General features: G+C 74.9%; 9 protein-coding genes. 6 read left to right on the forward strand and 3 right to left on the reverse strand.

Annotation, left to right across the window (positions count from 1 at the left end; all coding sequences use genetic code 11):
* Positions 1–105 precede the first annotated feature (105 nt).
* The 6 genes from CRP52_RS09000 to CRP52_RS09025 all read left to right on the forward strand — a co-directional run bounded on the left by CRP52_RS09000 (position 106) and on the right by CRP52_RS09025 (position 11,005).
* Complete coding sequence (locus CRP52_RS09000) at positions 106–903, forward strand: GntR family transcriptional regulator (protein ID WP_179852731.1); 798 nt, start codon at positions 106–108, stop codon at positions 901–903.
* A 120-nt stretch (positions 904–1,023) separates the two neighbouring features.
* Entirely contained in the window at positions 1,024–2,139 is a 1,116-nt protein-coding gene (locus tag CRP52_RS09005; protein WP_097235920.1) for a PucR family transcriptional regulator, read from the forward strand.
* Between the two features lie 272 nt (positions 2,140–2,411).
* Positions 2,412–3,164, forward strand: a complete 753-nt coding sequence (locus CRP52_RS09010) for a hypothetical protein (RefSeq protein WP_097235921.1) — start codon at positions 2,412–2,414, stop codon at positions 3,162–3,164.
* Between the two features lie 79 nt (positions 3,165–3,243).
* Positions 3,244–5,262, forward strand: a complete 2,019-nt coding sequence (locus CRP52_RS09015; RefSeq protein ID WP_097235922.1) for a flotillin family protein — start codon at positions 3,244–3,246, stop codon at positions 5,260–5,262.
* Between the two features lie 30 nt (positions 5,263–5,292).
* Entirely contained in the window at positions 5,293–10,047 is a 4,755-nt protein-coding gene (locus CRP52_RS09020; protein WP_097235923.1) for a DNA repair ATPase, read from the forward strand.
* Between the two features lie 103 nt (positions 10,048–10,150).
* Entirely contained in the window at positions 10,151–11,005 is an 855-nt protein-coding gene (locus tag CRP52_RS09025) for a methyltransferase domain-containing protein (RefSeq protein WP_097235924.1), read from the forward strand.
* Positions 11,006–11,158: 153 nt separating this feature from the next.
* Here the strand turns inward: CRP52_RS09025 and CRP52_RS09030 are convergent, their stop codons facing one another.
* From CRP52_RS09030 to CRP52_RS09040, 3 genes are all read right to left on the reverse strand, one after another.
* The gene (locus CRP52_RS09030; RefSeq protein WP_257032375.1) at positions 11,159–11,296 is read right to left on the reverse strand and encodes a hypothetical protein; all 138 of its coding nucleotides are present in this window, start codon (positions 11,294–11,296) and stop codon (positions 11,159–11,161) included.
* A gap of 232 nt (positions 11,297–11,528) precedes the next feature.
* Entirely contained in the window at positions 11,529–13,184 is a 1,656-nt protein-coding gene (locus tag CRP52_RS09035) for an FAD-dependent oxidoreductase (RefSeq protein ID WP_097235926.1), read from the reverse strand.
* 36 nt (positions 13,185–13,220) lie between these two features.
* On the reverse strand, positions 13,221–14,144 hold the full coding sequence (locus CRP52_RS09040; protein WP_097235927.1) for an AurF N-oxygenase family protein: 924 nt from the start codon (positions 14,142–14,144) through the stop codon (positions 13,221–13,223).
* Positions 14,145–14,188: the final 44 nt, after the last annotated feature.

Raw genomic sequence — 14,188 nt, forward strand, 5'->3', positions numbered from 1 at the left:
TGCGCCGCGGCGACCCGAACGGGGCTGCCACCCGAACGCGACGGCGACCCGCACGGGACGGCGGACCGGCCGAGCCCGGGCGGTCGGCTTCGTAGGATCGAGCCCGTGGCGACCAACCCCGCGGACACTCCGAACCCCCCGAGCACCCCGAGCACCCCGCTGTACCGCCGGCTGGCCCGTCGGCTCCAGGAACGCATCGACGCCGGTGCGTACCCGGCCGGCGCCCGGCTGCCCAGCGAGCCGGAGCTGAGCGCCGAGTTCGGGGTGAACCGGCTGACCGTGCGGCAGGCGGTGGCGGAGCTGGAGCGGGCGGCCGTGGTGGAGATCCGCCGGGGCGTGGGCACTTTCGTCCGCCCGCCCGCGGTCCGGGTGTCGATCGCGGTGGATCCGCGCAGCCAGCGCTTCGACCTGGGCAGCGTGCACGCCGCCCTGCCCGAGGCCGGTCGGGAGGACGGCACGGCGGACGGCGAGTTCGTGGTGGCCGCCCCGCCCGTGACCGGCACGGCGGAGGACGCGGAGGCGGCCCGCCAGTTGGGCCGTACGCCGCAGGAGCTGTCCCGGGTGGATTCGGTGATCCGGCTGGGCGGGCGGGCCCGGGCGGCCTCCAGCTACTGGGTGCCGTTCGGCCCGCTGCCCGCGGAGCTGGTCCGGCCGGGCCGCCCGGGGAACCTGGTGCTGGACCTGGCGCGGACGGCCGGGGTGGAGCTGGAGTACGACTGGCGGGCCTTCGGGGCGGTCGGCGCGGACCTCGCGGACGCCGAACTGCTGGGCGTCCCGCCGGGCACCGCGCTGCTGGTCCGCGAGGGCGTCAGCTGCACCCCGGACGGCACCCCGGCCCTGTACGTGCGGCGGCGGATCGACGGCAGCAGCGCGCGCTTCGTGCTGCACTTCCGCGAGCGGTAGGGCGGCGCAGCAGCGAGCGGCAGGGCCTCCGTCCGGGGCCGGGGCCTGTCCGGCGGAGGTATCGATCCTGCTAGTGTGCTGCGCCGAAATACCAGGTCGCACGGGGGATGGCAGGACGCGATGACCGAGGAATTCGACCACGACATACCCGCCGAACTGGCCGAGGCGTACCTCGTCCTGCTCGCCGACGTCTCGCGCACCGGCCGGCTGCTGCGCCGGGACGAGCTGGAGGGCCTGCGCAAGCTCGGCGAGCACTGCGCCGAGGCCGGGTACGGCCTGCGCGAGGTGGTGTCGCACTGCCTGGCGGCGGCCCGGCGGGCCTGGCAGACGCTGCCCGGGGCGGCCTCCGCGAGCAGCGTCAACGAGCTGCGCCGGATGGTGGACGCCGTCCTGGCCGCCACCGACGCAGCACTGGCCGCGCTCGGCGAGGGCCATGAGCGCGCGCAGCGTCTGGCGGTCCGTCAGGAGGAGGCAGCCAGGCGGGAGTTCATCGACGACCTGCTGTTCGGCCGCAGCGAACTCGGCTTGCTCGCCGAGCGCGCGGAGCACTTCGGGCTGCGGCTGGCGGGCGCGTACACGGTGGCGGTCGCGGTGGGCGACGAGCCGTTCGCCGACGTCCATCCGCTGGTGCACCGGGTGGAGCGGGAGCTGGCCGGACGGTTCGGCGAGCGGGACGTCCTGCTGGCCAGCAAGGACGGCCGGCTGGTCTGCATCGCCCCGGACTCCGAGCGGGCCGTGCTGGACGCCTTCGCGGACCTGACGCTGCGCCCCGGCCCCGGCTACCGCCCGGTGCTGCGGGTCGCCACCGGGCGCCGGCACTCGGGGCCGAGCGGGGTGCCGCGCAGCTACGAGGAGGCGCTGGACGCGCTGGACTACGCGCAGCGCCTGGACCTGTCGGCCACCCATCTGAAGGCCGAGGAACTGCTGGTCTTCCCGGTGCTGATGCGCGACCGGGCGGCCATGGCGGACCTGGTGCGCAGCGTGCTCGGTCCGCTGACCGAGGCGCGCGGCGGCGCCCGTCCGCTGCTGGACACCATCGCGGTTCAGGCGGAGGCCGCGTACGTGAACGCGGAGGCGGCGCGCCGGCTGGGGCTGAGCGTGCGCACGCTCGGCTACCGGCTGGAGCGGATCAAGGCGCTCACGGGGTACGACCCTTCGGATGCGCTGCAGCGGTTCACGCTGGAGACGGCGGCGATGGGGGCCCGGCTGCTGAACTGGCCGGACCAGCCGCTCTGATTCCGGTGCCCCGACGGCCCATCGCCCCGACGGCCCAGCGCCCCGACAGCCCCGGCACCTCTGCCGGCCCGGCACGGCAAACCCGGAGGGCCGCTCTGCGACGGCCCGGCGACCGCCCTGTTGCCGGGCCGTCGCAATGTCTCGCGGGCCGCGCGTACCAGGGTGTCAAAAGGCCGTAAAGATTGCCGGATCCTGGCAATGTGCGGGGGCCGCCCACACTGTCATGATCTCCCCGGTGCCGAAGCACGGCGCCGGGGGAAAGGCGGGGGAGCGTGGCCGGATCGGGGGGATTCTTCGCGGCCGCGCTGGCCTTTCCGACGGCGCTGTTCAGCTTCGCACTGGTGGTGGTCGTCGGGTACTGGCTGCTGATGCTGCTCGGCGGACTGGGGTTCGACGCCCTGCACGGGGGACACGGCGTCGGACACCACGGGGGCGCCGGGCACGTCGGGCCGGCGGGTCACGCGGGTCACGTCGGGCACGGTGCCGGGGGGAACGGTGTCGGGGGGAACGGGGCCCACGGGACCAACGGGGGAAACGGCTCCCACCCGGGCCCCGGCCACCACGGGGGCGTGCTGGGCGCGCTGGGACTGGGCGGGGTGCCCGTGACGGTGGCGGTGTCGCTGCTGGTCGCGCTCGCCTGGTTCGTCAGCCTGGCCGGCACCGCGCTCACCTCGGGGGCGCCGGCGCGCGGCGGTGTGCTCGCCGGCGCGCTGGTCGCCTCCTGGGCGGGCACCCGGGTGCTGGTCAGGCCGCTGCGGCGGCTGTTCCCGGAGGACCGGCCGGTCACCCGGGGGGACTTCGTCGGCCGGGTCTGCGTGATCCGCACCGGCCGGGTGACCGCCGACTTCGGCCAGGCCGAGGTCACCGCCGGGGACGGCTCCACCGCGACCGTCCAGGTCCGTACCCCCACCCCCGAGCCGGGGCTCACCGCCGGACGGACCGCCCTGATCTTCGACTACGACGCCGAGGGCGAGCACTTCCTGGTGGCACCCTTCGACCCGTCGCCGCCGGGCATCATCCACTGACGTCTCGTCAGATTCCGGCATTCTCGCGCCACTTCACACCGCTTCGCACCAACTCGCCATCTCGTCAAAGGACTCCGTGATGGACACCATCGCCGTGGGTTTCGGCGTTCTCGTCGCCGTCGTGCTGCTCATCGTGCTCGCCGTGCTGCTGTTCGTGGGCCGCCTGTTCCAGAAGGTCGAGCAGGGCAAGGCCCTGATCGTCTCCCGGACGAAGAAGGTGGACGTCACCTTCACCGGTGCGATCGTCCTGCCGATCCTGCACAAGGCCGAGCTGATGGACATCACCGCGAAGACGGTGGAGATCCACCGGGCCGGCCGGGACGGCCTGATCTGCCGGGACAACATCCGTGCCGACATCCGGATCTCCTTCTTCGTCCGGGTGAACAAGACCGTCGAGGACGTCATCAAGGTGGCGCAGTCGATCGGCACCGCCCGGGCCAGCGACCCGCAGGCGATCCAGGACTTCTTCGCCGCGAAGTTCGCCGAGGCGCTCAAGACCGTCGGCAAGCAGCTGGACTTCACCGATCTGTACACCCACCGGCACGAGTTCCGGGACCAGATCATCGCGGTCATCGGCACCGACCTCAACGGCTACACCTTGGAGGACGCGGCCATCGACCATCTGGAACAGACGCCGATGAGCCAGCTGGACGCCGACAACATCCTGGACGCCCAGGGCATCCGCAAGATCACCGAGCTGACCGCGATCGAGCACGTGCGCACCAACGAGTACCAGCGCACCGAGGAGAAGGAGATCACCCGGCAGAACGTGGACGCCCGGGAGACCGTCCTGGAGCTCGAACGGCGCCAGGCCGACGCCGAGATCCGCCAGCGCCGCGAGATCGAGACCCTGCGGGCCAAGGAGGACGCGGTGATCGCCCGGGTGCAGGAGGAGGAGCGGCTCAACGCGCAGACCGCCTTCCTGCGCACCGAGGAAGTACTCGGCGTGCAGCGGGAGAACCAGGCCCGCGAGGTCGCGGTGGCGCAGAAGAACCGCGAGCGGGTGATCGCGGTGGAGAACGAGCGGATCGAGCGGGACCGCCTGCTGGAGGTCGTCGGCCGCGAGCGGGAGACCGAGCTCGCCACGATCGCCAAGACGAAGGAGGTCGAGTCCGCCAAGCGGGAGGTCGCGGACGTGGTCCGCGAGCGGGTCGCGGTGGACCGCACCGTCGCCGAGCAGGAGGAGGCCGTCAAGACGCTGCGCACCACCGAGGAGGCCGAGCGGGTCCGCAAGGCCGTGGTCATCCAGGCCGAGGCGGAGGCGCAGGAGAAGCTCGTCAAGGACATCAAGGCCGCCGAGGCCGCCGAGCAGGCCGCCGCCCACAAGGCCCGCGAGGCGCTGGTGCTGGCCGAGGCCCGGCAGCGGGCCGCCGAGCTGGACGCGTCCGCCAAGGTCCGGCTGGCCGAGGGCATCCGGGCGGAGGCCGCCGCCGAGGGCCTGGCCCGCGTGCAGGTACGGGAGCAGGAGGCCGCGGCGGTGGAGAAGGTGGGCCGCGCCGAGGCCGCCGTGCAGGCCGAGAAGGCCAAGGCCGGCGCGCTGGAGGTCGGTGCCAGGCTGAAGGCCGAGGCCGAGGGCCTGACCGAGAAGGCCGCGGCGATGGCCAAGCTGGACGAGGCCTCGCGCGGGCACGAGGAGTACCGGCTGCGGCTGGCTGCCGAGAAGGACGTCCGGCTGGCCGGGCTGGACGCGCAGCGGCAGATCGCCGAGGCGCAGGCGGCCCTGGTCGCGGCCGGCCTGGAGAAGGCGAAGATCGACATCGTCGGCGGGGACTCGGTGTTCTTCGACCGGCTGGTGCAGTCGGTGACGGCCGGCAAGAGCGTGGACGCCTTCGTCGGACACTCGCAGACCGCGCAGGCGCTGGCCGGCCCGTGGCTGGACGGCCGGGCCGACTTCACCGAGGACCTGACCCGGGTGCTGTCCTCCGTCTCCACGGCGGACGTGCAGAACCTGACGGTGTCCGCGCTGCTGATGAAACTGATCGGCTCGGGGAACGGCGAGCAGGCCGGGCAGCTGAGCCGACTGCTGGACTCGGCGCGCAAGCTCGGCATCGCCGAGACCCCGATCGGGGCGCAGGCCACCGCGAACGGCAGCAAGTAGCCAACCCGCCGAACAGCTGAGGAACTGACCGTGGACGCCCTCGACGACGCCCGGCTCGACGCCGGCACCTACGAGGTCCTGCGCGACCGGCTCGCCCGGGCTGCCGCCGAACTCGCCGACCGCGCACGGGCGTTGAACGCCCGCCGGGTCGAGGAGTTCGGCGGCGGGGAGCTGCGGCTCACCGGCACCGGGCGGCTGACCACCGCCCGGGCCTGCCTCCCGCAGGACCTCACCGCCGTCGGCGGGCTGCTGCTGCTCGGCACCCGGCCCGACACCACCGCCGGGGACACCACCGGCGGACTCGGCCTGCACCGCCCCGACCTCTCCCCCGCCCCCGCCGAGGGCACCCTGCTGGACGACCCCCGGCTGCGCCAGGACCTCGCCGACCTGCGCCGCTACTTCCGAGACGCCCGCCTGGAGCGGCTGCGCCCGGTGGCGGGCCGGCTGCTCGCCGTCTTCCGCACCGGCCCCGCCGCCACCGACGTCCGGGTGCTGCGCTGGCGCCTGGACGACGGCGCCGACGACGCCCGGCCCGCCTACCTGGACGGGCGCGGCGAGCGCGACCACACCCCCGCCGACGGGCAGCAGCTCCCCTGGACGGCACTGACCCGCGACGACCAGCTCCCCGCCGGCCCCGGCCGCCCGCCCCGCGCCGACCTGGCCGGCGAGCTGCACCTGGGCGTCGACGGCGGCCGGCTGACCCTCGCCACCCCGGACGGCCGGGAGCTGCACCACGAGCCGCTGGCCGAGGCCCTGCAGACCCTCGCCGACGCGCAGATCGCCCACGCCCGGCTGGGCACCCTGCTGCTGGTGCGGGTGCGCCCGTACCAGGAGGAGACCGTCCGGCACCTGGTGGTGCACCTGCCCACCGGCACCGTCACCCGGATCGACGCGCTCGGCCAGGCCTGCCTGCGGCTGCCCGCCGACCAGGGCGTGGCCTTCCCCGGCGGCTGCCACCTGGTGGACGGCACCGTGCGCACCTTCGACCAGCCGGTGGACGGCCTGGTGTACGAGCGCACCGTGCTCTCGCCCAACGGCGAGGACGTGCTGTACGAGTTCCGCTCCCCCGCCGACGGCCGCGCCCTGCTCCAGCCGTACAACAGCGTCCGCCAGGAGGCCGCCGCCCCGCTGCCCTGCCAGGGCTACGCGCTGCTCGCCGACGGCACCCTGATCGCGCTGCGCCCGGCCGAGGACGGGCCCGCCCGGCTGCACCCCGTCCAGCTCTGGCGGACCCCGTTCACCAGCGAGCGTTTCGCCGCCCGACAGCCGCCCGGCACCGGGCCCTTGGCCCGGATCGGCAACGCCGACCTGGTCCGCGCCCTGGCCGACTGCCTCGCCCTCGCCCGGCTCGCCGCGGCCGGCGCCGACACCCCGGCCGGCCACCGGGCCGTGCTCGCCGCCTGCACCCGCACCGCCGACCGGCACCACTGGCTCGGCCAGGACGGCCTCGGCGACCTCGCCGCACCGCTCGCCGAGATCCGCGACACCGCCCGCCGGGTCATCGCCGAGTACGAGGCCGTCGCCCAGCTCACCGCGCACGCCGCCCGGCAGACCGAGGAGGCCGCCGAGCACGTCGAGGGCCTGCTGCGCACCGCCCGCGGCGAGACCCTGGCCGACGCCGCCGAGTGGGTCGACCGGCTCGCCGGGCTGCGCCGCGCCCAGGGCCGGGTCGAGGCACTGCGCGACCTGCCGCGCGCCGACCCGCAGCGGATCGACGCGCTCGCCGCGCACCTCGCCGAGGGCCTGACGGAGGCCGCCGGCCGGGCCGTCGGCCAACTCGCCGAGCCCACGGCCTTCGCCCCGCACCGGCGCCGGGCCGCCGAACTGGCCGAGGCCTGCGCCGTCATCGCCACCGCCGCCGAGGCCGAGCCGCTGAGCGGCGAACTCACCGCCCAGGGCGAGGCGTTGCAGACCGTCTCGGAGCTGGTCGGCACCCTCGACCTGGCCGACGCCACCACCCGGACCGCGATCCTGGACCGGCTCGCCGACGTGCTCGGGCTGCTCAATCGGGCCCGGGCCGCGCTCACCGTGCGCCGCCGGGAACTGCGCACCCGCGAGGCCGCCGCCGAGTTCGCCGCCGAGACGGCCCTGCTCGGCCAGGCCGCCACCGCCGCGCTCGCCGCCGCCGACACCCCCGAGGCCTGCGACGACCAGCTCGGCCGACTCCTGCTGCGGATCGAGCAGTTGGAGACCCGCTTCGCCGACGCCGACCCGGCCCTCGGCGAACACCTCGCCCAGCGGCGCACCGAGCTCCACGACGCGCTCACCGCCCGCCGCCAGCACCTGCTGGAGGAACGGGCCCGCCGCGCCGACCGGCTGGCCGCCTCCGCCGAGCGCATCCTGGACACCCTGCACCGGCGGCTGACCGCACTGTCCACCACGGCCGAGATCGACGCCGCCCTCGCCGCCGACCCGACGGCCGTCAAACTCCGCGACCTGGCCGCCCAGTTGACCGCGCTCGGCGACCGGGTCCGGGCCGAGGAGCTGACCGGCCGGCTGCGCGCCGCCCGCGGCCGGGCCCACCGCGCCCTGCGCGACCGCGCCGAGCTCGCCGGGGACGGCCCGGGCACCCTGCGGCTGGGCCGGCACCTGTTCGGTGTGACCACCCAGCGGCCCGAACTCGCCCTCGTCCCCTGGCGCGGACGCCCCGCCTTCACCCTGACCGGCACCGCCTACCGCTCCCCCGTCACCGACCCGGCCTTCGCCGCCACCGAACGCTACTGGGACCGCCCGCTGCCCTCGGAGACCCCGGGGCTCTACCGCGCCGAATACCTCGCCGCGAGCCTGCTGCTGGCAGCCGCACCGGGCACGCTCGCCGCCGACGCGGACCCGGCGGAGCTGCTGGAGCACGTCCGGCGGGCCGCCGAACAGCGCCCGGACGAGGGCTACCAGCGCGGTGTGCACGACCACGACGCGGCGCTGCTGCTCCACGCCCTGCTCCGACTCGACGCCGAGGCCGGGCTGTTGCGCCACCCTGCGCGGGCCCGGGCGGCCGCACAGCTGTACTGGGCGCACGGCGCCGACGCGCGGCAGCGGCTGCTCTGGCACACCCGGGCCCGCTCGCTCGGGCTCGCCCGGGAGGCCTTCGGCGGCGCCCCGGCACCGCAGGCGCAGGCGGCGCTGGACGCCCTGGCCGCCGAACTGTCGGCCGCGGTCGCCGAGTTCGTGCCGGACGCGGCCGGATCCGAGACCGTGGGATCCCCGGCAGCAGGGCCGTACCTGGTGGCCGAACTCGCCTCCACCGCACCCGCGTTCGCCTACTCGGCGGGCGCCGCCGCACTGCTCGACAAGTTCCGCGCCGCCCCCGAGTCGGCCGGCCTCACCGAGGCACTGGCCGCGCTGCCCGACGAGCCCGCCCTGTTGCCCGTACGGCGCCAACTCGCCGCGGCCTGGCTGGCGGCGGGCGCCGCCGACGCCGAGCCGGGAGACCTCGCCGAGGCCGCCGCCGCACTGCTCTGCCCCTCGCTGCCGCGCCGGCCGGTCGAGGGCGCCGTCGGCACCCGGGTCACCGGACTGCTCGGCGACCACCCGCGGCTGACCGGCGGCACGCTCGACCTCCGGCTGGACGAACTACTCTGCCGGGTCCGGGAGTTCGAGGCCGTCGAGGCACCCGGCCACCGCGCCTACCAGCGACTGCGCGGCGACCTGCTGGCCGCCGAACACGCCCGGCTGCGGCTCGACCAGTACCGGCCCGCCCCGCTCAACGGCTTCGTCCGCAACCGGCTGATCGACCAGGTGTACCTGCCGCTGATCGGTGACAACCTCGCCAAGCAGCTCGGCACGGCGGACTCCGGCGGGCCGGTCGACCGCAGCGGCCTGCTGCTGCTGGTCTCCCCACCCGGCTACGGCAAGACCACCCTGGTCGAGTACCTCGCCGAACGGCTGGGCCTGCTGCTGGTCACCGTCAGCGGCCCGGCCCTCGGCCACCGGGTCACCTCGCTGGACCCGGCCGAGGCCCCCGACGCCACCTCCCGGCGCGAGGTCGAGAAGCTCAACTTCGCCCTGCACGCGGGCGACAACGTGCTGCTCTACCTGGACGACGTCCAGCACACCTCGCCCGAGTTCCTGCAGCGCTTCATCCCGCTGTGCGACGCCCAGCGCCGCATCGACGGCGTGCAGGACGGCGAGGCCCGCGAGTGGGACCTGCGCGGCAGGCGCTTCGCCGTGGTGATGGCCGCCAACCCGTACACCGAGTCCGGGCGGCTGTTCCGGCTGCCCGACATGCTCGCCAACCGCGCCGACGTCTGGAACCTCGGCGACGCCGTCGCCGGGCGCCAGGACCTCTTCGCGCTCAGCTTCGTCGAGAACGCGCTGCCCGCCAACGCCCACCTGGCCCCGCTCGCCACCGCCGAACGCGCCGACCTGGACACCCTGCTCGCCCGCGCGGCCGGCACCCCGGGCGGGCAGCTCACGGGCGCCTGGCCGGCCGCCGAGACCGAGCGGATGACCGCCGTCCTGGCCGGCCTGCTGCACCTGCGCTCCACCGTCCTGGCCGTCAACCGCGCCTACCTCGACTCCGCCGCCCAGGACGACCGCACCCGCACCGAGCCCCCCTTCCTCCTCCAGGGCTCGTACCGCAACATGGCCAAACTCGCCCAGCGCCTCGACCCCGCCCTCACCCGGCCCGAGCTCGACGCCCTGCTCACCGACCACTACCGCGCCGAGGCGCAGCCGCTGGGCGCCGACGCGGAGGCGCAGCTGCTGAAGCTCGCCGAGCTGCGCGGCACGCTGACGCCCGAGCAGGCGAAGCGGTGGGAGGAGCTGAAGCGCACCTGGCGGGGCTGAGCCCCGCAGACCTGCCAGTCCTACAGCCCTACGAACCCTCCCGGCGGGGCATTCCCCGTGGCGCCGCCGGGAGCAGCCGCCCACCCGCCGCTAGCGTGTCCGCATGGGCGCTCAGGAACTCGATCTCACCGGGCTGCGCCGGGTGTACGGGCGGGCCGGGAGCCGGTGGTTCTACACCCGGGTCGCGCGCAACGCCCGGCACTGGGGCTGGACGGAGCCGGGTCAGTCGAAGTGGCGGCTGTGGCGGGCGCAGCGGCAGCTGGAGGACGTGCTCGGCCGCAAGCTGGCGCTGCCGCCCGGGTCACGGGTGCTGGACGCCGGCTGCGGGGCGGGCGTGGTGGCCCGGGCGATGGCGGCGCGGTTCGGGCTGCTGGTCACCGGGGTCGACGTGCTGGACTTCCACCTCGCCGAGGCCCGCCGGCTGAGCGAGCGGGCCCGACTCGCCGACCGGACCGCCTTCTCCTGGGGCGACTACCACCGGCTCCCCTTCTCCGACGGCGAGTTCGACGGCGCCTACTCGATGGAGACGCTCGTCCACTCCTACGACCCGCCCCGCGCACTCGCCGAGCTGCACCGGGTGCTGCGCCCCGGCGGACGGCTGGTGCTGCTCGGCCCGATGAGCACCGACTCCCTGGACGAACTTCCGTCGCACGCCCGGGGGTTGCTCGAACCGTACCTGGACGCGATGGTGATGACCGGCGCCAAGCTGTACCACGCCCGCAACCTGCCGCAGCTGCTCACCGGGGCCGGCTTCGAGGTCGAGGAGGCGCTGGACGCGACGGCGTACTACACGCCCACCACCGAGGCCGTGCACACCTACTTCCGTCTGCCGTGGGAGCTGCTGCGCCGTGTCGGCGACCCGGCGAAGTGGCTCAATCTCCGCTCCACGGTGGAGATGTACGGCGTGCGCGAGTACGTCGCCTGGTACGTTCACACCGCCGTCAAGCCACCGAGGTGACCTCCGACGTCCTCCGCCGTGGACGAGCACTCCGACCCGCTGCCGTACCCGAGCGGCTGGTTCTGCGTCGGCCGCACCCGGGACCTGCCGCCGGGGTGGCTGCGCACGGCCCGACTGACGGGCAAGGACGTGGTGCTGTCCCGGACACTGAGCTCACGGACCGCCCGGCGCGGCCAGCGTCTCCCACACCGGGTCGGGCAGCCCGGGGACCGTCCGCCCCTCCGCCTGCCACCGCCGGGCCAGCTCGGCGTAGATGGGCGGCCCCGCATCGGGCTCCCCCGGTGGCTCCACGCCATGCAGAATCGTTTCTTCGACCGGCCACTGCCGTGGGACCGGCATCACCCCAAATCCGCTCACACCCGCCCAACGCGCCCCCTCCGCGCCGGGACACGGCCGCGTCAACCCGGCGGCCCGCAGATCAACCCGCACGCGGAGATCGGTCCGGGCGTGCACAGGAAGTCGGCCCGTCCGACTTCCCGTGCACGTCGACTTCCCGTGCACGCCGGTATCCCGTGCACGCCGGCTACCGTCGCCGCCCCGCCGCCAGCAGCTCCGGCACCGTGGCGAGCTTCACCCGGGGCCGCCCCTCGGCCTCGCCCCGCCGGCGCTCCGCCCGGTCCACCGCCCGCAGCTCCTTCAGCCCGACCGCGTCCGGCCGCCGGCTCCGCACCAGCCGCTCGAACTCCCGGTGCCCCGCCTCCGGTACGGGCAGCACACGGGCCTCCGCGTCGTCCAGCAGCGCGTCCACCGTCTCGCGCGCGCAGGCCCGGTTGGCGCCGATCCCGCCGGACGGCCCGCGCTTGGCCCACCCCACCACGTACGCGCCCGGCAACGGCTGCCCGGTCGCCGGGTCGACGACCCGCCCGCCCCGGTGCGCGACCGTCCCCGCCCGCTGGTCGAACGGCAGTCCGGGCAGCGGCACACCCCGGTGCCCGATGGAGCGCACCACCAGGCCGGCCCGCAGGACGTCGGTCTCCCCGGTGGCCTCGGCCCGCCCGTCCGCCGTCAGCGTGGTCCGCTCCACGGTCACCGACTCGACGCGCCCGTCCCCGGAGATCCCGACCGGCAACGACAGGAACCGCAGCACGAGCCGCCGCTCCGCCGCCGGCTCCGCGCCCCCGTCGTACGGCACCAGCGGCAGGCCGGCGAGCAGCGCGGCCCGCGAGTCCGGTGCGGCTGCCTCGATCGCCGCCCGCACCTCCGGGTGGTCCTCGACCACCACCTCGACCCCCGGCAGCTGCCGCAGCGCCAGGAACTCCGCCGTCGTCCACGCCGCCTGCTCGGGCCCGCGCCGGGCGAGCAGCACGACCTCCCGCACCCGGGTGCGGCGCAGCGCGGCCAGGGCGTGGTCGGCGATGTCGGTGGCGGCGAGCCGGTCGGGGTCGGTGAGCAGGATGCGGGCGATGTCCACCGCGACGTTACCGTTGCCGATGACCACCACCCGCTCCGCCGGGAGCTCGACCGTGTCGGCCGGCACCGTCGGGTCGGCGTTGTACCAGCCGACGAAGGCCGTGGCGGGCAGGCTGCCGGGCAGGTCCTCGCCGGGGATGCCGAGCCGGCGGTCGGCGGCCGCGCCGACCGCGTACACCACGGCGTGGTGGTGGGCGGCCAGCTCCCGGTGCGTGACGTCGGTGCCGATCTCCACGTTCAGGTGCATCCGCAGGCGCGGGTCGCGGAAGACGCTCGCGAAGCTCTCGGCGATCCGCTTGGTGGCCTGGTGGTCGGGCGCGACGCCGTGCCGCAGCAGTCCGCCGGTGACCGGCAGCCGGTCGATCATGGTGATCTCGGCGCTGGTGCTGCGCAGCAGTTCCTGCGCGGTGTACCCGGCGGACGGCCCGGTGCCGACGACGGCGATCCGCAGCGTGCCGAGTTCGCCCGGCAGGCTGCGCGGGAAGCTGGGCCGGCCCCAGGCGTGGTCGTTGGGGTGGTCGCGGAACCAGGTCCGGTTGAGGTCGCCGAACACGGTGTCCGGCCCGCGCAGCCGGTCGACGGGGAACACCGCGTCCACCGGGCAGGCGTCCGCGCAGGCGCCGCAGTCGATGCACGCCTGCGGGTCGATGTACAGCATGTCGGTGCTGCCGAACTCCGGTTCGTCCGGGGTCGGGTGGATGCAGTTGACCGGGCAGACGGACACGCACGAGGCGTCGTTGCAGCAGGTCTGGGTGATCGCGTAGGCCATGGCCGGAGTCGGATCCTCGCTGTAGCTGATTGACCGTCAGAGCATGTGCACGCGGCGGTAGACGGCCGCCGAGCGGCTGGTGAGCAGCCCCGTCTCGGCGAGGAAGGCCATCAGGTGCCGGGAGCTGTTGCGCATCATCGCCTTGCGGTGCTCGTTGCCCTTCACCTCGGCGAGCGCCCGTCCGACGTCCAGCCCGGCGGCCTTGTACACGCCCGGGTGGACCATGCTGGTGACGATGACGTACGCCCCGATGGCGATGCCGGTGGCCGAGGCGCGCCGGCGGGCCGGGCTCGCGTACCGCAGCCGTTCGCGGATCTCCTGCCGGGCGAACTTCATGTGCCGGGACTCCTCGACCACGTGGATCCGGGAGGTGCCGCGGACGATGTCCAGCACGTTCTCGCCGCGCATCCAGTCGCGCTGCATGACGTCGAGCACTTCCTCGGCCACCAGGATGCCGCCGTAGGCGAGTTCGCCCTTGGCGAGCGACTTGTAGGCGCGCCCGGCCTGGGCGATGAGCTTGTTCGGCCGGTAGGCGGGGACGCCCATCTTCTCGCAGGCGCGGGCGAACATGATCGAGTGGCGGCACTCGTCGGCGATCTCGGTGAGCGCGAACCGGAACTCGGCGCTGACCGGGTTCTTGAGGTACTGGTCGCGCAGCACCATCTGCTGGAGGATCATTTCGAACCAGATACCGGTGTTCATGATCGAGCAGACCTCGTGCCGGGTCAGGGTGACCCGCTGGTGCTCGGTCATCTCGTCCCACAGCCGGGTGCCGTAGAGGGTGCTCCACTCGGGGTTGAGGCCGTAGTGGCCCTCCGGGAGGGGGCTGTCCCAGTCGATCTCGGTCGAGGGGTCGTAGGACAGCGCGGCGGCCGACTCCAGCAGCCGCCGGGAGACGTCGTCGTCGGCCGTGGTGTGGCGGTGGTCCTGCCTGCGCGCCGCCGGGTCGGTGAGAGCCATGGCTGCCTCCGGGTGCCTGCTCCTGCGGGTTCCCGCTCACCCGC

Origin of the sequence: Streptomyces sp. 1331.2, assembly GCF_900199205.1 — a bacterium.
Taxonomy (GTDB): Bacteria; Actinomycetota; Actinomycetes; order Streptomycetales; family Streptomycetaceae; genus Kitasatospora.